General features: G+C 36.7%; 16 protein-coding genes. 7 read left to right on the forward strand and 9 right to left on the reverse strand.

Translation table 11 applies throughout. The features are described from left to right. Position 1: 1 nt before the first annotated feature. Positions 2 to 376: a response regulator gene (locus HUE88_RS10980; RefSeq protein ID WP_194368984.1), complete on the forward strand. Its 375-nt coding sequence runs from the start codon at positions 2 to 4 to the stop codon at positions 374 to 376. Here the strand turns inward: HUE88_RS10980 and lon are convergent. Then, the gene (gene lon / locus HUE88_RS10985) at positions 373 to 2784 is read right to left on the reverse strand and encodes an endopeptidase La (RefSeq protein WP_194368986.1); all 2412 of its coding nucleotides are present in this window, start codon (positions 2782 to 2784) and stop codon (positions 373 to 375) included. The two genes, HUE88_RS10980 and lon, sit on opposite strands and share 4 nt — an antisense overlap. Then, positions 2771 to 3529 (reverse strand): outer membrane protein assembly factor BamD, encoded by a 759-nt coding sequence (locus HUE88_RS10990; RefSeq protein WP_194368989.1) that lies wholly within the window; start codon positions 3527 to 3529, stop codon positions 2771 to 2773. Before HUE88_RS10990 ends, lon begins: the two co-directional genes overlap by 14 nt. A gap of 133 nt (positions 3530 to 3662) precedes the next feature. Here HUE88_RS10990 and fliW point away from each other — a divergent pair, with 133 nt between their 5' ends. The 6 genes from fliW to hpf all read left to right on the forward strand — a co-directional run bounded on the left by fliW (position 3663) and on the right by hpf (position 11723). Continuing rightward, on the forward strand, positions 3663 to 4046 hold the full coding sequence (gene fliW / locus HUE88_RS10995) for a flagellar assembly protein FliW (protein WP_194368991.1): 384 nt from the start codon (positions 3663 to 3665) through the stop codon (positions 4044 to 4046). Between the two features lie 166 nt (positions 4047 to 4212). Then, positions 4213 to 9147, forward strand: coding sequence for an Ig domain-containing protein (locus tag HUE88_RS11000; protein ID WP_194368993.1), 4935 nt, complete (start codon positions 4213 to 4215; stop codon positions 9145 to 9147). Continuing rightward, positions 9141 to 9767 carry a type II secretion system protein gene (locus tag HUE88_RS11005; protein WP_194368995.1) on the forward strand — a complete coding sequence of 209 codons (627 nt, stop codon included), beginning with the start codon at positions 9141 to 9143 and terminating at the stop codon, positions 9765 to 9767. Before HUE88_RS11000 ends, HUE88_RS11005 begins: the two co-directional genes overlap by 7 nt. Then, entirely contained in the window at positions 9767 to 10702 is a 936-nt protein-coding gene (locus HUE88_RS11010) for a prepilin-type N-terminal cleavage/methylation domain-containing protein (protein ID WP_194368997.1), read from the forward strand. The genes HUE88_RS11005 and HUE88_RS11010 overlap by 1 nt, the downstream gene beginning before the upstream one ends. Next, on the forward strand, positions 10678 to 11115 hold the full coding sequence (locus tag HUE88_RS11015) for a hypothetical protein (protein WP_194368999.1): 438 nt from the start codon (positions 10678 to 10680) through the stop codon (positions 11113 to 11115). The genes HUE88_RS11010 and HUE88_RS11015 overlap by 25 nt, the downstream gene beginning before the upstream one ends. Before the next feature lie 65 nt (positions 11116 to 11180). Continuing rightward, positions 11181 to 11723, forward strand: a complete 543-nt coding sequence (hpf, locus tag HUE88_RS11020; RefSeq protein ID WP_194369001.1) for a ribosome hibernation-promoting factor, HPF/YfiA family — start codon at positions 11181 to 11183, stop codon at positions 11721 to 11723. Positions 11724 to 11750: 27 nt separating this feature from the next. Here the strand turns inward: hpf and recG are convergent, their stop codons facing one another. The 7 genes from recG to kdsA form a co-directional block, all read right to left on the reverse strand. Further along, positions 11751 to 13574, reverse strand: a complete 1824-nt coding sequence (gene recG / locus HUE88_RS11025) for an ATP-dependent DNA helicase RecG (RefSeq protein WP_194369003.1) — start codon at positions 13572 to 13574, stop codon at positions 11751 to 11753. A gap of 70 nt (positions 13575 to 13644) precedes the next feature. Further along, positions 13645 to 14928: a M16 family metallopeptidase gene (locus HUE88_RS11030; RefSeq protein ID WP_229860073.1), complete on the reverse strand. Its 1284-nt coding sequence runs from the start codon at positions 14926 to 14928 to the stop codon at positions 13645 to 13647. Beyond that, a complete protein-coding gene (locus HUE88_RS11035; protein WP_194369005.1) occupies positions 14928 to 15977 on the reverse strand; it encodes a dehypoxanthine futalosine cyclase in 1050 nt (349 codons plus the stop codon). The genes HUE88_RS11030 and HUE88_RS11035 overlap by 1 nt, the downstream gene beginning before the upstream one ends. A 5-nt stretch (positions 15978 to 15982) precedes the next feature. Beyond that, the gene (locus tag HUE88_RS11040; protein WP_194369007.1) at positions 15983 to 18388 is read right to left on the reverse strand and encodes a multiheme c-type cytochrome; all 2406 of its coding nucleotides are present in this window, start codon (positions 18386 to 18388) and stop codon (positions 15983 to 15985) included. 3 nt (positions 18389 to 18391) lie between these two features. Beyond that, positions 18392 to 18796, reverse strand: coding sequence for a transcription antitermination factor NusB (gene nusB / locus HUE88_RS11045; protein WP_194369009.1), 405 nt, complete (start codon positions 18794 to 18796; stop codon positions 18392 to 18394). Continuing rightward, complete coding sequence (ribH, locus tag HUE88_RS11050; protein ID WP_194369011.1) at positions 18796 to 19260, reverse strand: 6,7-dimethyl-8-ribityllumazine synthase; 465 nt, start codon at positions 19258 to 19260, stop codon at positions 18796 to 18798. Before ribH ends, nusB begins: the two co-directional genes overlap by 1 nt. A gap of 86 nt (positions 19261 to 19346) precedes the next feature. Continuing rightward, positions 19347 to 20138: a 3-deoxy-8-phosphooctulonate synthase gene (kdsA, locus tag HUE88_RS11055; protein ID WP_194369013.1), complete on the reverse strand. Its 792-nt coding sequence runs from the start codon at positions 20136 to 20138 to the stop codon at positions 19347 to 19349. Positions 20139 to 20184: the final 46 nt, after the last annotated feature.

Raw genomic sequence — 20184 nt, forward strand, 5'->3', positions numbered from 1 at the left:
TATGTCAAAAGAATTAGTGATATTAGCAGTTGATGATGATTTAATAAATCTAAAACTGCTTAAATCAATGCTTATGAAAAACCCGGATGTAAAAGAAGTTATTGAGGCAAAAAATGGAGCTGATGCTGTAGGTCAAATAAAATCAAGGGGTGATATTAATCTGGTTTTGCTTGATATAATTATGCCTATTATGAATGGCCTGGAGATGCTTAAGGTTGTTCGTTCAGATGACAATATAGAACAAATGCCAATAATAGTACTAACTACTGATGAAACCAAAAAAACAGAAGCACTAGAGCTTGGTGCTAATGGTTTTTTAATGAAGCCAATCAGAAATAACGATCTTGTTGAAAAAATTAACTCTCTAGTACTTTAAACAAGAATATAATCCAATACTTCTTCCACTCTACTGACACCAATTATCTCTAAAGAGTCTCTAACCTCTTTAGGGATATCTTCTAGGTCTCTTTCAAGATTTTTCAATGGTATTAGCACTTTACTCATTCCAGCTTTGTGTGCAGCTATCAGCTTCTCTCTTAGTCCGCCGATTGGCAATACATCTCCACTTAGTGAAACTTCACCCGTCATAGCAATTTCTGAACGAATTTTTCTAGAGCTCAATATAGATGATATTGCACTCACCATAGCTATGCCGGCACTTGGTCCATCTTTTGGAGTTGCACCATCTGGAACGTGTACATGTAAGTCATAGCGCTTGTAAACTTCACTTGCGTCTACATTAGCTGCATCTTCTCTCTCTTTTAGTGTAAGTGGAATATTTTTAACATCTATTTTTAATTTTTTTGTATCTATCAATGTTTTAACTACACTAAAAGCTATTCTTGCTGATTCTTTCATGACTTCGCCAAGACTACCAGTTAATTGCATAGTACCCTTACCTTTAATACGAATGGACTCTATTTTTAAAACATCTCCGCCAACTGCAGTCCAAGCAAGACCGTTTACAACCCCTACTACAGGAACTTTTGTTGTTTTTTCTATCTCAAATACGGTCTTATCGAAATAATCTTTTAGGTTTTTCAGAGTTAAAGAGACTTTCGTAATTTCTGGTTTTTCCAAAACTTCTCTGGCTACTTTTCTACACATATTGGCAATACGTCTACGAAGATTTCTTACCCCTGCTTCACGTGTATAACTGTGAATAAGCTCTTTTAGTGCCGGATTAGATATGCTTACTTCACTCTTTTTAAGTCCATGTTTTTTAAGTTCTTGAGGGATAAGGTATCTTAATGCAATCTCAAATTTCTCCTGAGGAGTATATGAACTGATTGTTATAAACTCCATTCTGTCACGAAGAGGTGCAGGAATTCTGCCGACATCATTCGCAGTAGCAATAAAAATAACTTTCGTTAAGTCAATATTGAAATTCAAGTAATAATCACGGAACTCTTTGTTTTGCTCAGGGTCTAAAATTTCCAAAAGTGCTGCAGTTGGATCGCCTCTTCCTGTTTTTGACACTTTATCTATCTCATCCAAAACAATAACAGGGTTCATTTTCTTTGCATCGATAAGCCCTTGTGTTATTCTTCCTGGCATTGCGCCAACATAAGTTCGTCTGTGGCCTCTTAGCTCATTAACATCTTCTAAACCGCCTAGTGCAATTCTGACAAGTGGACGCTTAAGTGCTTTAGCAATAGAGTTTGCAAGTGATGTTTTACCAACTCCTGGAGGTCCTGAAAAACATAAAATTGCACCAGAGTTGCCTTTAACTCCTCTTAGCTCCATCAACTCCTTAACAGCAAAAAATTCTGCTACTCTCTCTTTAGGCTTTTCTAGTGAGAAGTGGTCTTTGTCTAGTTGATTTTCTACATCACTGATTTTAAGCGCCCTTTTACTCTCTTCTCCAAAAGGTATAGATAAAACCCAATCAAGATATGTTTGAGTCATTGATGCATCAGATGAGTCAGGGTGCATACGGGAGAACCTCTCTATCTGCTTGTTCACCTCTTTGTAAGCCTCTTCACTCATTTTATCTTTTTTAGCTGCCAGCTTGTTTCTGTACTCATCCATCTCTTCATCTCTTGAAGTATCACTGCCAAGCTCTTTTTGAATCTGCTTTAACTGCTCTTTTAGGAAGTACTCTTTATTCACTTGCTCTATGTGTGTATGAACTTTTGAACGTATCTCTTTTTGAAGTTTATTTGCTTCAATTTCATCTATAAGATGCTCGATTAAATCTAAAAATCTTTTTTCAGTATTTGACTCTACAAAAAGACCGTACGCCTGATCTTTTTTTAGCTTTATTGTTGAACAAATAAGATCAATTATACGGTTATGGTCATGATTCTCTTCTATGGTTCTTAGCAAGTCAGGCGGGAAATAGTTACTCACACTAGAGAGTGTTCTAACCTTTTCCCTAACTATCTCTAAAATAGCATCAATCTTAAGTGAGTCTACATTTGTTGCTTCAATAATGTCTACATTAACAACCAGAGGATTATCTTCTACTTTGCTAGATACTTTTGCCCGAGCAAGACCCTGGAAGAGAACTTTCACTCTACCATCGGGGAGTGCGACTTTTCTCATTATGGAGCCAACTACACCTGCGTCATAAAGTGATTCAAACTTACGTTCACCCTCTTTTGAAGGTTTAGTAGGACACACGATAACTAATGTACTCTCTTCTATTGCTCTCGTTGCTGCTTCAATGTTATTCTCATCACTTAAAAAAAGAGGGGATATCATAAATGGGTATAAGAATAGTTCATCCTCTGCTATAACTGGTATACTTGCCGGAAAAGTTCCATAATCACTTAGTTTCATTATTTTCTCCTTCTGCTTTATCTTCTTGTGCTACAGAATTTCTTGAGACAACACTTTGTGTGTCCGGTATCAAGAACTCATACCAACTAGAAGTTCCATCACCTTCAAACCACTCACGGTACCAAGCTGTATTTGCTCTTTGAATGTCACTCCACACTATCCAATCTTGTGGCTTAATATTTTTATAATATTCAGCACTTTTTGGTTTATCAAGTCTGTTATAAAGGTCAACTATTGTCTCGTTAAGTGCCGCTTGTGCAAGTTCTAATCTAACAAGCATAGTGTTTATAACTTCAGTATACATAGAGTTTGGATATTGCAATTTAAAATTTTCACCCTCTTTTATTGCTAAGTCTATTAAAGCTTGATCACGTCTTGGGTTTGGAAGAGCCATATATTTTGATTTTATTTTTAAAAACTCTGCCTCTTCTTTTTCATTTTGAGTTGCATATCTTTTTATATACTCATCTAAAAAATGCTCGCTTAGCAAATACTCTTCATACTGCATGTGAGCTATCGCTAAAATCATAGTTGCCTCCGGCAAAAGAGGAGAACCTATGTGTTCACCCTGAAGAGAGCTATAAAAGCTGTCTGCTTTTTCTAAATCTCCTTGAGATATTTGCTGAACAATTTTAGAATACCAGTACATTGCTGGCTTGTTGTACTCTTCTACCTCTTTAGCGCAACCTGCAAACAACACAATAAATATAACAGAACCCGCTACTAAATAACTTTTTAATTTCATAAAATAATTTCCTATTTGTAAATAAGTTGATATTTTATCCAAAAGATATATAACACTCATTAAACTAGGTACATTTTATGCTTTATTTATCCGTTAAGTGATACAATCACAAAATTACAAACTGGGGATTTTTATGCAATTTGATATATGTGCGCCTATCTTAGGCTTTGAAGATTTAAAACAAGTAACATTAGAAAAAATTGATGATATTTTTATGAAAATGCAATCTACAACTGATAAACATATCTCCTTCACTCTGATTGACCCGTTTATTTTGAGAGATTATGACTTTGAAGTGATGGAAAGCACACAAGAGTTGCTGGGAGCAAACAAAGACTCAAACCTTCTTATTTTAAATATAGTTCTTATACAAACACCTATAGAAGATTCTGTCGTAAACTTTATAGGTCCAATCATCTTTAATACCGACAACAACAAAGCAACTCAAATAATTTTGCCTGAATCTACCAAATATGGCGTTGCAGAGAAAATTTCTACTTTTTTAAAGGCTAAATAAAACAAAATTTATTTAGCCTTTGCTATCACCTCTTCAAACAACATCTATGCTAAAAAACTTTTATATAACTATAACTTTAATTGGAGTACAATCAAAGATTGATAACTAAATTGTGAGTGAGCCCAAGTTTTTTGTGCCCTAATATTTGCTTGACGAGGAGTCTGTTATGAAAACTATTACCAAAGCTTTTTATTTTCCGCTACTGTTTTTAATGTTTTTTTCTGTAAATGCTTACTCTATCCAAATTGCTAACGACACCTTTTCAAGTGATGATGACGGTTGGTCTGGATATGTAAGCGTATCTAGTGGAGAGATGGAAGTTGCCAGAGACACAACAGCTTCTAAAACATATAATTTTGGTTTAGAGTATGCAAATTCCGCAATAACTATCACATTCAACGCCAATGTACCAAATGCTTGGGAAACAAGTGATGACTTTAACGTTTTAATTAATGGAAGTATAGAACAAACATATCATAGTGACGGAGGAGGCATAAGTGATTCTTTCATAACTACCACAACTACTGATGCAAGTGGAAACATTACAGTAGGCTTCAACCCAGATACCTCTGCAGACAATGAACCAGCATTTATCTTAGATATTTCAATTGATGGCACTCCAGTTCAAATTCCACCTGCAATGGGAGATATACCTAATCAGTCAACAGCGAATGGTTTTGCTTATACATTAGATATATCTACTTTTGTAACACAAACAAACGCTGACGCTATTGTATCTTACACACTAGCGGGAACATTGCCAACTGGATTATCTTTTGACACATCAACGGGTATTATAAGCGGAACACCAACAATTGACGGTGTTTCTAACCTAAGTGTTATTGCAACAGATAATGATGGAGACTCAAACAGTGATGCGTTTTCTATTACTGTATCTACAAAAGCTCCGCCAATTATGGGAGATGTGCCAGATCAAGCAGCATCAAACGGTGTCGCTTTCTCTTTAGATATATCTAATTTTGTGACATTAACTGACGGTGATGCTATAACGTCATACACATTAGCAGGAACATTGCCAGCGGGACTATCTTTTGATATGTTTACTGGCATCATAAGCGGTTCTCCAACTGTTGATGGTGTTTCCAACCTAAGTATTATTGCTACTGATGTTGATGGAGATTCAAATAGTGACAGTTTTTCCATAACAGTTAGCACTGTTGTTAATTTTACATGTGCAAACCCAAGAGTTTTTACTCCTGTATACAGCGACAGTGCTTACTCAAAACTAGTTCAAATAGGAAACACCTCTTTGTGTGCAAATGATGGCTCTGGAAACTGTACAGACCCAGGAACATCACAAAATAATAATATCAATATGATGCATAACGACTACGATGACGTTCACGCAACAGCTGATAATGCTGCAACAACATCTAACTCATCTGCTGCCTTACTTGATATACCGGCAGGGAAAAAAGTATTATGGGCAGGTCTGTTTTGGCAAGGATACATGGTAGGTTGGAATGATGCACAAAAACAAACAGGTAGAAGTATAAAATATAAGCATGACGGTGACACTTCTTACCAAAGTGCTTCAAATGCATCTATGAACTGGGTATATTTTGATGCTAATCGTTTTTACTACCAAAGTTTTATTGATATAACTGGCTATGTAAACGCTAACGGCCCAGGATACTACTGGGTAGGTGATATTGCTACAACAGAGGGGCAACCAGCAGGTGGTAGCTTTGGTGCTTGGTCACTGGCTGTTGTTTATGAGGACTTTTCGCAAGACTTTAAAAACATTACAGCTTTTCACGGTTATCAAGCTTTTGCCGGAAATACAGATATAAACAACGCTATAACCTATGCCAACAACAATGGCTGTGACAATACAAACACAGGTGTCGGCTCAGGCGTATCATCTACGCTTACTGGTTTTTTAACTCCTAGAAGCGGCACTGTAAACTCTTCTTTAATTGTATTTGCAGGAGAGGGTGATACTTCAATTACCGGTGATAGTGGGTCTATAACTGATGACACGGGAATGCAACATGCATTAACCAATGGGCTAAACCCATCTAATAACGTGATGAATGCTACAATATCTAAAGACGGTGCTACTGTTACAACTGGTCTTCCGTACTACTCACCAAATACCTTGGGTGCAGATATTGACACTTATGATATAAGTGGGATACTTGGAAATTTACAATCAAGCACAGATATAGCATTTACATCTTCAGGTGATGGTTACATGCCTGGTATGTATGCTCTGGAGACTCAACTTTATGTCCCGAATTTTTGTTATGATTACGCATACAAACAACAAGGTATATTTTTTACAGAAGACAACAATGGTTCTCAAGATCCCAAAATAAGCGGTAATATAATACCAAACAAAGAGATTGAAACAACTATCTATATAAAAAACCTTGTCGATTCAGACATATCCGTTGATAATATGTTTTTAGATATATATGACATAAACACCAGTGAAGCAACATACGTTTCAAACTCAACAAAACTTCATAAAATTGGTGCTGTTGTTCCTACTAACTTGGTTGATGGAAGTGATGTAACAGTGGGCAATACTTCTAGTGGAGATTTCATTAACAACATAGATATAGGAAGCATCTCTTCAAGCGAATACTTTTATGCTTACTATAGCATTAATCCTTCCTCTACATCTATTGATATGCCAATAAAAGCAAAAGCAAGATACGACTTGACAATCGCAGGAACTACAGTACCCTACACTCTTACACTTGGTGCAAATATACCAATATGTGCGAGCGGTTTAAACTTCTCACCTGCTAGCGGTATCTTTAACGTTGTTCATAATGACTATTATAACTATGATATTGGAGGAGCAAACAGATACTATAATCTTCCAACACAAGTAACAAAAAGAGAAGGAAACTTTAAAGTACTATCTATGGATGAAAGTGACCATGATGTACTAGACAATAATCATTCGATGACCATTGCTGCGGTAGAGATGATAGACGCAGGTGCATTTCACTATACTGATGCTTCTTGCAGCGAGATAGACAGTTCTGTATCTCCTAGAGTCTGGGTAATATTTGATGAAAATGTGATATCAGTTCCATTTAACAAAGCAGCCTTAGATTTAGCAATACTTGAAGGCAGAACTTCTCTTACAAACTCTGCAGATTTTTATGGGCACTCAGTACAAAATGCAGCTTTTAGAATCACCTACAACTCTGTTGACGACAACGGCTCCATAGTTCAATTAGAGCCTATCAGCGGAGGTTCTGGAACAAAATATAATGTTACAAACTTTCCTAGTTTATCAGGGAACTGTGCACAAGACATGGATAACAACCCAAGCTCTACAGATAAAATAAGCCAATACTGTAGTAACGCAGGAGTTAGTTATGCTTCTGCAATGGATACGGCAGAACTTACTACATGTATGGAGTGTGTATATGGAATAGATACAAGATTTATATGCTCGAGAGACAACTTTGCTATTCGTCCTGAAGCATTTATGATCAAACTAGATGACCAAAACCAAACAAATCCAGCTTCTCAACTTAGAGTTGCTGACAATGTGTCTGGGGTTGTAACGCCATCGACTGTTCAAACTGAGCTTGCAGCCGGATATCAATACAATCTGGAAGTAACTGCTACAAATCATTTAAGTAATGACTCATCTCCTGGTTATACAAGAAATTTTGACTCTGCACTGCCACCTGATAGTGTAGAATACACATGGAATCCAAGCGGCAGCCCAACGGGTTGCAATGATGATAATAATAAATCTGTCTCCTTAGGATTTGTAGATGGTATGGTAGACATAAACTCATCAGTAGACCAAGTGGGTGAATACCTTCTAAATATTAGAGATACTCAATGGACAATTGTTGATAATACTCAACCATCACACCATGCGGGAACATATTTTTTAAATGGTGCCGACTGTATAGTAAACAACTCTACGACTCAAATAGTAAACTCAAATACACTCAATGGATGTAATATTAGCTCAAATCACGATGCTACTGCTACAGCTTTAAAATACAGAGACTACAACCTACAATTCCACCCATACAAGTTTGACATGTCAGGAATTACTCCTTCACACGGCCAAAACAACAACACGTCTTTTGGTGCAAATTCTTTCATCTACATGTCGGATATGGATAACGATGAAGAGATGTCTTTTCACTTAAACGGTAGCGTAACAGCAAGAGGCTCAAATGATTCAGCTCTTAGCAACTTTACAGACAACTGTTATGCGCAGCCGGTAGATTTAGACCTTAATAAAAACAGGGCAAATTTATTGGCAGTTGATTATAGATACAGATATCACAATACAGACTTACCTGCAAATGATCAAAACGGCACTATGAATAATCTTGTAGGGACAGTTTCTATTCTTGCTAGTGATTTTAACCAGTCAAATAGCGGTACGATAAATACAAATCTAAATTTAAACTTTGACAGAAATATAACTACAGCATTTAATCCGGAAGAACTTACATTTGCAACTTATAATGCAGACTGCAACACTCCTGCAAACTGCACTATGAATGCAGATTTAACTACAATAACAACTAGTGGTATTCGTGACTTAAACACAACATTAAAACACTACTACGGTCGTACACATGCCTCTAGACAGAGATATGAGGGTGACTCGGGCACCACAAACATCTATTATGAAGTTTACTGTTTTGGAGATACAAACGGGACTACATGTAATAAAAATTTACTTCAAGATGGAATTGCTTCAAGAAGAACAGATGATATAAGATGGTTTATAAACAGTGAACACAATACTACAAATCATGGAAATGCCGGCAGTGTAACTCAAAAGGGCTTATTAGGTATTGTAACTGCTGCACCTGTAAACCCTGTTGCTAATCCTAATACTGTAGTTCTTACTTACGATAATCCGGCTACTAACCCTGACAGCTTCCCATATAAAACAACCATGGAAAACAACGCATCCGGCTGGTTAATCTACAACAAAGATGACCCAACAGCTATAAGAAACCAGTTCTCAGTAGAGTTTGAAAAAATAGGTGGAGAGTGGAGCGGTGCACATGATACAGATACAGTCACAAAAGATACAAATGCAACTAGAACAAACAGGAGAATTATGTGGTAAGAAATAGTATTAAGAGATTTGCTTTTACAATGATAGAGCTTATCTTTGCTATTGTCATAATCGGTATTGCTGTACTATCTCTTCCTATGATGACACAAGTAACATCAAGGGGTATTGAGAGCAATATTCTTCAAGAGGCTATATTTGCTGCCTCTGCAGAGCTTATGGGTGCAGCTTCTGGATATTGGGATGCAAACTCGATGGCGGATAACGCTTTGAGTCAATTCTCAAGAGTTATTGATATTGGCTCTACATGTGTAAACAACACGGCAAGTGATAGACATAGACTAAGACCTGGACATATAGTACAACCCCTGCATAGAAGATGTGTTGATGGAAATATTACAGCAGTCCCACCACTGAATCTTTCAAGCAACACTTTTTTCAACTTGGACAATGCAGAACTTGGAGAACAAAATATTTTTATAGACGATACAGCAAATGCTTCAGGGTATAAGGCGAATTACACAAGTATAGTTACTGTAACACCTAGCGCCGCCGATGCAAATATAAAGCTTATAGAAATCACGGTGAGAGATTCTGAGCCAAAAGATATTGTAGTTCTTAGAATGCAAAGTGCTAATATTGGTGAGATTGATTACTATAGGAGGAGATTTTAATGCGTCGTCTTGGTTTTACACTAATAGAGCTTATCTTTGTTATAGTTGTTATGGGGATTTTAAGTAAATTTGGAGTTGAGTTTTTGGCTCAGGCGTACAATAATTTTATATACTCAAGCGTAAATAACTCTCTTCAAGCGAGAAGTGCTACAGCAGTTGAGTCTATTGCCTCAAGACTGCAGTTTCGTATAAAAGACTCTATTATTGCCAGAGAGCCGGGAGCAAATCTGAACAATTATCAGGCATTATCAGGTTCAACATATGATGATACTGCAACTATTTTAGAATGGGTAGGAAGTGATATAGAGGGATTTAGAGGGGAATCTTTGCCAAACTGGAGCGGAATAATAGATTTACAAGTATCATCAACAAGCAGTCTAAACTCACCTGAGACGAATACCACAGCTCTTGATACACTAATTGGTGTATTGTCCCACGGCAGTGGGACAGGTATAAATAATTCAGCCATCTATTTTGTAGGTTCTGATAGTGATATAAATAATTATGGATGGAATGGTGCCGCACTAACTGACCAAACCACAAGCGTTATGCATCCAATAAGAAGAAGTCCTAATCCCGGTGAAGAACATCTTCTTATCCCTACTAATGGTGCAACAGGGCTTGATAATAACTTTACTGGTGTAGATGTTTTCGAATATTATCAGCTTGCATGGACAGCTTATGCTGTTGAACTTAGAGACTATGACCCTACAACACAAACCGGGAATCTCTGGCTTAATTACGATTACCAACCTTGGGAAGGTGAAAACTACATAGATGATGGAAAAGAGTTTTTGTTGATGGAAAACGTAAGCACATTTAGATTTAAAGCTGTTGGTTCTGTTGTAAAAGTACAGGTCTGTGTAGGGAGTGATATAATCAATGGTAATGTAGCGGGAGGTTATTCAATATGCAAAGAAAAAACTATATACTAAAAAATCGTTCAGGCTTTGCTATGATAATGGCTATGGCTGTTATTGTTATAATAGCAACTATTATGGCACTTTCTCTAGCTATGACAGCTGAAACAGGGAAAAGAACAACAGACTTATATCTTTATGAGCAGTCTGTACTTTATTCTAAAAGTGCTGCTGAACTTGCTCTATTAACAATTGCTCAAAATGGCTCTTGTACAACAATTCCTTCATATACTCTAGATAGCATATATGATATAAATATAAGTGTTAGATATGTTTATAGAGGTCTTGCATGCGGTGGTACCGGTGACTACTTTACAACATTAACAACGGATGAACAAAACGGCTCAGTACTTATGGATATAACTGTTACTACAACTGCAGGTACAGAGCCTATACGATATTTTAGAAGAAGTATTCAAAAACTATAGTTTCTAAATATTTCTAAACCTTTTAATGCTATAATCACTAAATTATAATTTTAAAAGGATATTTTATGAATATTTCTCTAACTGGAAGAAATGTAGAATTAACAGAGCCAATCAAAGCTCACATGAATACGTCAATAGAAACACTAAGCAAATACAATATGGATATTATTTCTGTTAATGTTATAGCGTCAACTCAATCAAAAAAAGGTAAAGAACACTCTACTGTAGAGTTTGTTATACACCTTTCTCACAAAAACTCTATTATTATTAAACAAAATGATGATGACATGTATGCTGCTATTGATATGGCAACTTCAAGAGCTCAAAAAGCTATGCGTCGTATGCATGATAAAGATACTAATCACCATAAAGATGGTATGAACGAAGCTAAGAACGAAGCAAATGCATCAATTGATTTACATGAAGCTAGTGAAGCTTTAGAAGATGAAATCGTACCTGTAGAGCTAGCTCTTTACAAGCCTCGTGAAGTTGAAGATGTTTTAAATGACCTCAAAGATGGTAACAAAGTGTTTGAAATCTTTTTGGATAACGAAGGTAAAACTCGTGTTCTTTACAAAAGAAATGATGGTAAATTCGGGTTATATTAATAGTTTATAAAGGGAAGCTTTTTCCCTTTATTCTTTTAAAGCTACTAAATCTTTTTTCACACTTTTAACTATCTCTTCATCCTCCGCCAAATCAACCCACTTGAACTGTTTTCCACTCTGATTAGAACCCTTTAACAAATCACCGCTTTTTCTAAACTTTAAATCTAGATTTGCTATGTCAAAACCGCTTGTTGTTTTAGTAAAATTCTCTAAGCGCTCAGAAGTATTTTGGTTTGTATATAAAAAACAGTACCCTTTTAAGCCTGTTCTACTTACACGACCTCGTAGCTGATGAAGAGTAGACAAACCTAGTCTTTCGGCACCTACAATCACAACCGTGCTTAGTCTTGGGAGGGATATTCCGACTTCTACAACCGTTGTAGCAATTAATATATCCCCTTTTTCGCTAAACTCTTTTAGCACCTCTTCTTTCTCTTTATCTTTTCCATGAGTCACATAAACATTGGCAAAATTATTTTCCCAATATCCTCTTGCTTCATCAATGCTCTGATACTCAATAACTTCACTCTGCTCAACTAAAGGGTAGACCAATAGAACTTGGTTGTTGTTACTTATCTCACTTTTAATATGCCCAAGCAACTCTTGAAAATCATTTTTATGGATTACTCTGCTTGATATATCTTTTTTAAAAGGCGTTGACGTGATTAAAGAGACATCAATGTGCGCTGTCTCTATCATAGCTTGAGTTCTCGGAATTGGAGTTGCGGAAAACTGCAAAAAATGGGGCTTAACCAGTATTTTATTGTCGATTACATCAGTGCTACTAACTAACTTCTCTAACATGTTTCTCTGTGCAGTTCCAAAACGGTGCTGCTCGTCAACCATAACAAGCCCTGCTTTTGGAAGCTCTCTATATAAAAGTGCATGAGTGCCGATAATAAAATCAAACTCACTCAAATCTATATTTTTTGTTTTGTTAGTGACTAAAACTATTTTAATATTAGGGATAAATCTACGGGCTTCTTCAAAAAGTTGGTTTGCAAGTATAGTTGTTGGTGCCATTAAAATAGATTTATTTGGGAGCATCATTACTGCAGAAGCTAAAATAACCATAGTTTTACCGCTTCCAACATCCCCGACTATCATTCGCCTAGCACTTACATCTTTTTGCAAATCTATTTTAATATCTTCAATCGCACTAACCTGCTCATTAGTAAGTTTAAACGGCAAGGTTTTAGCCCAATCTTTATAATCACTACTTCTACATGTAGAGGCTTTAAAATATCTTCTACATGTAGACAACTTCTTCATATAAGAGAATAGCTCTATATATTTTAGAGCATTAACACTTTTTGAATCTAGCTCTTTTGTAGTTGTTGGCAGTTCTGTGGGAAAATGTAATTTTAAAACTTCATCTATAATATCTTCTTTTAAGCCCTCTGTTTTTAGGTTCTCTTTTGTTAAATTATTTTGAATAAAACGGAGCATCACATCGGCTCTTAAAGCAGATTTGTATTTTGGAGTTATATAACCTTCGTTGGTTACTTTTCTTGGCATACTCATAGTGCAGTGTCCTGTTTTGCACTCAATCATTCCATAGTAATAATCTCTACTGCCAACTGTAAACTGGTGCAACATGTAGGGTTTTGGACGAAATAAAACGCCGGTAACACTATGTCCGAAATTATGGGCAAAAAAAGTTATTTGTATGGAGTTGGCAGAGCGATAAACAGACTCTACAGTTGCATCTATAAGCTGATAAGTGTGTATTTGAAGCTTGTTATGAAGTCGTAAATCTTCATAAGAGTGAGGGATAATAAGAGAGAGTTCACACCAAGAGTTGATACCTAATTTTTTAAATTTCTCTTCTTGGGCTTTTGTGAGGTTCATAGTAATTCCTTAGTATCTAATACTATCTCTTTTTATAAACCTTAAGTATAAATATTGCATTTTGCAATATTTACTTGGTTACAATTGCAAAACTCATATCTAAAATCTCTGTATGAGCTTTTATAAACTCGTTTAAATCTTTTAACTTTAACTTATCGATAAGCTCTAACTCTTTTTGAGAATGTCCGAACTCCTGACCCTTATAGTACTCCATAAAAGTACGATTAAGTCTTTGGCTCATAGTCTCTACTCTAAGCGGTTCGCTTCCAAGCAAAAACTTTTTAGTCTGCTTGAGCTCATCTTTTGTAACACCATTTTTTACGAACTCCGCTATTACATCTTTAACTGTTTTTTTTGCCTCTTCCATAGAGTCCAGCTTTGTTTGAAGGTAACCGGTCATAAATGAACTAGACTTGCTTATATCTGCCCTTGCATAAGCCGAATAGGCAAGACCTCTTTTCACTCTTATCTCTTCCATTAGTCTTGAGCCAAAACCGCCAGTTCCTAAAATATATGTAGCAACTCTGGATTTATAATAATCTGGAGAATCAACACCTACATTGTATGGTGAACCAAAGTATATATATGCTTGTTCTGTCTCTTTTTTCAACACGCTCTCTTTAGCTTTGCTAGAGGCTGTATAGTTTTTGAGTGCCGTAGCTCTACCCTTTGGCATATTCTCTATAACCTTGCCAATCTGCTGCTTTGTCGTCTCTAGTTCAATATCACCACCAACTACAACTATAAGTTTAGAGCTGATTAAATGTTTTTTTATAAACTCTTTAACATCAGAGAGCTCAATGCTTTTTACGCTCTCAATAGTTCCAGCATCTGGGGTTGAGAGCGGAGTTCCCTCAAATAGAAGCGTTTTGAGTTCATTTGAAGCTACATAATCATAGTCATTTGCTTTTGAACTGATTGAACCGATTGTTGTAGTTTTTACTTTATCAATTGCCTCTTGAGTTAGATTTGGGTCTTTTAATAAATCGCCGAAATATTTAAGAGCAGTTTCAAACTCACCTTTAAGACACCCTACCTCTACAACAAAAGTCTCTTTGCCAGCATGTGCTGAGATATGAATCGCTTTAGCTTCAAGAGCTTCAGCAAATCCACTTGAACCCAGCTCTTTTGTACCCTCACTCATAACTTTGGCACTGAACCTAGCTAAACCTGCTTTTGTTATATCTGTTATAGTTCCGCTGTTAGTAAAAACAAACTGCATAGTTACTAACGGTAATCTCTTGTCTTCTTCAAAAATAACAGGTATGTTTTTACCGTTAACTTCAATCTCTTCTATTGTTGCTGCCATTATTATTTGTCCTATTATTAGTAAAGTAAATATTATTTTTTTCATTATGCAAATATCTCTAAAGTCTCATAAGCGGTATTTCTCACCGCAGGTATCTCACCGATGTCTCTTATGAGAGAGACCATCTCCTCTTTCGCCATTGAGTAAGCAGCACCTGCACTGCTTACAACATTCTCTTCCATCATAGTTGAGCCCAAATCGTTTGCCCCGAACATCAAAGCCATTTGACCAATGTAAGGTCCCTGTGTAACCCACGAACTTTGAATATTTGGCACATTGTCAAGATAAAGCCTTGCAACTGCCAGAAGTCTTAGGTAGCGGTTTGATGATGGCTTATCCATATCTGGGATTTGGCGTAAAAGTTCAGTATTATCAGATTGAAAACTCCACATTATAAATGCTCTAAAACCGCCTGTCTCATCCTGAAGTTCTCTTATCATGTCAAAGTGCTCTACTATGTCCTCATCGCTTTCTACTGTGCCGTACATCATAGTTGCTGTAGACTTAATATCTAGCTTGTGCGCTTTTCTGTGAATATCGACCCATACATCTGAGTCTATCTTTTTTGGTGCGATAATATCACGAACCTTGTCAGAAAGTATCTCAGCTCCAGCTCCCGGGATAGAGGCTAACCCTTTTGCTTTTAAACGCTCCAACACTTCTTCTACAGATATGCGAGAAATTTTAGCAATAAAATCAATCTCAATAGAAGAGAACCCGTGAATAGTTATTGCTGGATATTTAGTATGAATATGCTCAACCAAATCCTCATACCACTCTATTTTTAATTTAGGATGAACTCCTCCCTGAAAAAGGATTTGAGTTCCACCAATCTCTAAAAGTTCTTCAATCTTTGCATCTATCTCATCAAAAGTTAGCACATAAGCATCTTCATCTTTTTCATGCCTGTAAAAAGCACAAAACTTACAATCAACCCAACAGATATTAGTGTAGTTAATATTTCTATCTACCACAAATGTTGTTATACCTTTTGGATGAAGCTCTTTTTTTCGAGCTGTTGCCATTTTTCCCAGTTCTTTTAAGTCTGCATTCTTGATTAAATACAGAGCATCCTCTTTGGTTAATCTTTTCATCTATATTACTTCCATCCTTCGTTTCGTGGATTATTTGGTTTTTTCTTAAAAAATGTTATGTAAATTCCAAACAGAACTATTAAAATAAAAATCAGCACTGCTATTACCTGAACGAAAGCTCCAATATTTAGAATCTTGTTCAGCATGCTATTGTGCTCTGCTTTGTCAATCTTATACTCTGCCATTTTTGCAATGTGTCGCATAGCTGAGATAACTAAATTTCCTTTTGGAATATCTATATGGCAAGAGAGACAAACCCCTCTTCTGTCTAGTTTATCTCTTTGCTCTTCACTTAAAGGTTGTGAGAGTTTAAAGTGATGCCCTACCGTCATAAGCTGAGTGCCGTTTTCATCTATAAACTGAGAATAATCATGTTTAAGGTTTGGAATTGCTGGTATTTGCTCATCAGTTTTTTTAGGAACTATTTTTCCATCAGGGGTCATCAAGTCTATTATGGTAGTTTTACTTGGATCGCCACTTAGTTTTCCACCGCCAATACCAAGTCCAAGTGCTTTATCGCTTGAGTGGCAAGATTCACATGTACGTGCTTCTTTTTGTATAGTATGAGGCTGAACAGGTGACATATCAATAGCGTTTTGTCCATCATCTTCAGCACCTTCAACATTTGGTATCTTAAATATATGATTTTGCAACAGTGCTTTTCCATCTTTGCCGATAACTGTAATAGTTGTTTGACATCCCGGTATAACAGGGCTTACACGACCTTCTCCATTCTGGGCTAAAGCCGGATCTTCCCAGCGAAGATAGCTTCTTGTTTCAGTAACTGCTCCATCAACCAAATACTTTTTCAAATCTCTCATTCCGCCGGTAGTTCCGTGAATATCTTGGTCATGTGAAGCTTTTAAATAATCTGGGTTCTTTTTTCCTCCAGAGTAGTCAACTTTTACATGACAACCGTAACATTGAGGCGCCCAAGTTGCATGACAAGAGTAGCACTCCATTTTAGAAGTATGTGCAGAGATTGTGTCCATGGCAAGCAAACCAGAAGCTGAGAGTTCCTCTGTCTCTTTTAAAAATTTAAGCGGTTTTAGCTCTATATCTTTTCCGCTTGCCAGGTGCATAATAATTTTATTGCCTTTTTTAACAGCCTTTGGAAGTGGATTGCCACGTGCAGTTAAGATATAGCCATCCTCTTTGTCAGGTACATAACCCTGCTTGAGATACTCTGCTAAATCCGACGCCACACCTCTTGGCTTTCCCTTTGCCTCGGTTGTATTAAACTCATCAGAGTAGCCAATAGGGAGTTCCCATGGATAAGACTTTGTAGTACCGTGACAATCCTGGCACTCAACCTCAACAGCAGCTAAGTTTGCTCCACCTAAAAAGCCATCTCCATGAAGGTCATTTGATGTGTGACAATCTTGGCACAACATCCCTTTTTTATAGTGAATATCCTCTTTCATATGAAGATATCTTTTTGTATGAAGCTTTGGCTGTCCGTTTCCATCAACGTCAAACGTAGACTGATATTCCGTTTCCATCAACCCTTGGTAAGAGACTCCGATGCGCTTTCCGCGGTTGTGACATGTAGAGCATGTCTCAACAGGAACACCTGAATAGTTTATATCGTTTACTTGAACTTTTACTTTTCTGGAACTTTGGATTTGGTGAGTTAAAAGATGCCCGCTTTTTTTAGAGATTTTTTTATCATTTCCCTCATAAAAGCCTTCATTAGAATAAGGGATATGGCAAGATGAACACCCTATTCCGCGAAAGTCACCTCTTGCACTTCTCCCTTTTGAGCCGGTATGGCATCTTAAACATTCTTGTCTTAGGTAAGTGTAAACTGCTAGTGATGGGTCTTTATGAATCTCTTCTACTGTTGGTGCCTCTGGAAGTGTATGCATCTCTTTTGGAAAAGCTTGAGGCTCCATTGTTGCAAGTTTAGCCATATATTTTTTATATACTTGGGTTCCAAGTCTTTTATCAGGAGTGTCTGGATTTTTACTGTTGTAAGTTCCCAGAGTATGTTCGTAACCCTCTTTAGCGCCAAAACTCCATAAAGCACCTTGGATTTTTCCCTGTTCTGTCATCATAAGAGAGTTCATCTGAGCGCTAACTTGAGCTTGGTGGCAAACTCCACATGTGTTCTCGTTTATCCAGGTACTTCCAGGAGCAGGATAAAACTCTTTTGGACCTTTGTTTGTTTTAAAATACTTTACAGTGCCTTTATGGGCATATTTCTTACTTTTTGATTTTGGATTACCACCATGACAAACTATGCAGTCATTCCCTACATGTCCGGCTTTGTCCGCTACTTTAAAAATAGCTTTCATCATGCCAGACTCTTTGTCTCTGATATCTTCTATCCCCTCATGACATACTACACACTCATTCGCACCAAAAAGAAATGATGTAAAGAGTATTAATGAGAGAATAAATTTATTCATTATCTATTCTGGTTTGTCTTTTGAAATAGCGTCTAAAACACCGTTTATAAATTTAGGTGATTGTTCCGTACCAAATGCTTTGGTTATCTCAACCGCTTCATTTATAACAACAGCAGAATCAAGTTCACCAAAAAGTATTTCATAACATGCAAGTCTAAGAGTTGCTCTCTCTATGCTTCCTAGTCTCTCAAAATCCCAATCTTTTAAATGTTCTATAATTGCTTTATCACAAGCCTCAAGGTTTTGCATAACTCCGTCAAATAGCGCTAGTGCAAAATCTTTTTGCTTGTTTCGAATCTTTTTCTCTTCTAAAATCTCATCTGTGTGTTGAGCAATATTTCCGTTTCCCAAATCATAAGCGTATAGCAGACTTACAACTGCCATTCTTGCGTGGTGTCTAGTTGCCATTAGATATTCTCATAAAGATCAAGCATCTCAATAACTGTAGTCATCGCTTCAAAACCTTTATTTCCAGCTTTTGTTCCAGCTCTTTCGATTGCTTGCTCAATTGTGTCAGTAGTTAAAAGGCCAAATGAAACCGGCTTTTGGTACTTAAGACTCATAGTAGCGATTCCCTTTGTTGCTTCAGCAGAGACATAATCAAAGTGAGGAGTAGCTCCACGAATAACTGCACCTAAAGCACATACTGCGTCATATTTACCGCTTGCTAAGATTTGGTCAACCACCATAGGAAGCTCAAATGCTCCAGGGATTAGAACATGAGTCACATCTTCTTCAACTCCACCATGACGAAGAAATGCATCTTTTGCACCCTCAACTAAACGATCAACAATAAAGTGATTCCATCTTGTACTAATTATCGCTATTTTTTTACCATTTGTTACTTTTAATCTGCCTTCAACTACGTTCATTCTATCTCCTTAAATAATTAATTTGTCCGTAAAAAGAACTTGTCCCTTTTACTTCGCTTGGACCGCTGTGGTCACTAAAGAGAGAATTATATCTCTCTAATTCTCTTAATTTTTTCTACTAGTTTTTCTAACTCGTCAAGTTTTAGCATATTTGGTCCATCGCTAAGTGCTACGCTTGGGTCAAAATGTGTCTCAAAAAAGAAACCATCAACACCAACTGCCGCAGCTGCACAAGCAAGGTATGGAACCATGGAACTGTCTCCGCCTGTTTTTCCACCAAGTGCTCCCGGCATCTGAACAGAGTGAGTTGCATCAAACAAAACCGGTGCAAACTTTCTCATAACAACTAATGAACGCATATCCACAACCATATTTCCATAACCAAAAGATGAACCTCTCTCAGTTAAAAAGATATTGTGCTTTTTAGCATTTTCATAACTGACTTCATCACATCCACGTGTCTTTAGTACTTTAAGAACAGAGTACTGCATATCGGGTGGATTGATAAACTGCCCTTTTTTAATATTTACAATCTTATCTGTATTTGCACATGCAACAAGCAAATCGGTTTGGCGACATAAAAATGCCGGTATCTGAAGCATATCAACAACTTCAGCCACTGACTTTACCTGAACTGACTCATGTACATCTGTAACTATTTTATAACCAAAATCATCTTTGACTTTTTGAAGTATTCTAAGTCCCTCTTCTATTCCTGGGCCACGAAAACTATCCAATGATGTTCTATTTGCTTTGTCGAAACTAGCTTTAAAATAAAAATCTATAGATTTATCTTCATGATATTTTTCTAAAGATTTGGCAATTTTAAAAATATTTTCTTCACTCTCGATAACACAAGGTCCCGTAAGTAATGTCATAATACACCTTTTAAAAATAAAGTAGAGATTATATCATAATGGTTTT

The organism is Candidatus Sulfurimonas baltica, assembly GCF_015265455.1.
Classification (GTDB): Bacteria; Campylobacterota; Campylobacteria; order Campylobacterales; family Sulfurimonadaceae; genus Sulfurimonas; species Sulfurimonas baltica.

Excerpts from the sequence above, each read along its gene's own strand:
- HUE88_RS11010 (WP_194368997.1), top strand. The coding sequence starts at position 9,767 with ATGCGTCGTCTTGGTTTTACACTAATAGAGCTTATCTTTGTTATAGTT.
- HUE88_RS11000 (WP_194368993.1), top strand. The coding sequence starts at position 4,213 with ATGAAAACTATTACCAAAGCTTTTTATTTTCCGCTACTGTTTTTAATG.
- hpf (WP_194369001.1), top strand. The coding sequence starts at position 11,181 with ATGAATATTTCTCTAACTGGAAGAAATGTAGAATTAACAGAGCCAATC.
- recG (WP_194369003.1), bottom strand. The coding sequence starts at position 13,574 with ATGAACCTCACAAAAGCCCAAGAAGAGAAATTTAAAAAATTAGGTATC.
- kdsA (WP_194369013.1), bottom strand. The coding sequence starts at position 20,138 with ATGACATTACTTACGGGACCTTGTGTTATCGAGAGTGAAGAAAATATT.
- HUE88_RS11030 (WP_229860073.1), bottom strand. The coding sequence starts at position 14,928 with ATGAAAAAAATAATATTTACTTTACTAATAATAGGACAAATAATAATG.
- HUE88_RS10990 (WP_194368989.1), bottom strand. The coding sequence starts at position 3,529 with ATGAAATTAAAAAGTTATTTAGTAGCGGGTTCTGTTATATTTATTGTG.
- HUE88_RS10980 (WP_194368984.1), top strand. The coding sequence starts at position 2 with ATGTCAAAAGAATTAGTGATATTAGCAGTTGATGATGATTTAATAAAT.
- lon (WP_194368986.1), bottom strand. The coding sequence starts at position 2,784 with ATGAAACTAAGTGATTATGGAACTTTTCCGGCAAGTATACCAGTTATA.
- HUE88_RS11015 (WP_194368999.1), top strand. The coding sequence starts at position 10,678 with ATGCAAAGAAAAAACTATATACTAAAAAATCGTTCAGGCTTTGCTATG.
- nusB (WP_194369009.1), bottom strand. The coding sequence starts at position 18,796 with ATGGCAACTAGACACCACGCAAGAATGGCAGTTGTAAGTCTGCTATAC.
- fliW (WP_194368991.1), top strand. The coding sequence starts at position 3,663 with ATGCAATTTGATATATGTGCGCCTATCTTAGGCTTTGAAGATTTAAAA.
- HUE88_RS11040 (WP_194369007.1), bottom strand. The coding sequence starts at position 18,388 with ATGAATAAATTTATTCTCTCATTAATACTCTTTACATCATTTCTTTTT.
- HUE88_RS11035 (WP_194369005.1), bottom strand. The coding sequence starts at position 15,977 with ATGAAAAGATTAACCAAAGAGGATGCTCTGTATTTAATCAAGAATGCA.
- ribH (WP_194369011.1), bottom strand. The coding sequence starts at position 19,260 with ATGAACGTAGTTGAAGGCAGATTAAAAGTAACAAATGGTAAAAAAATA.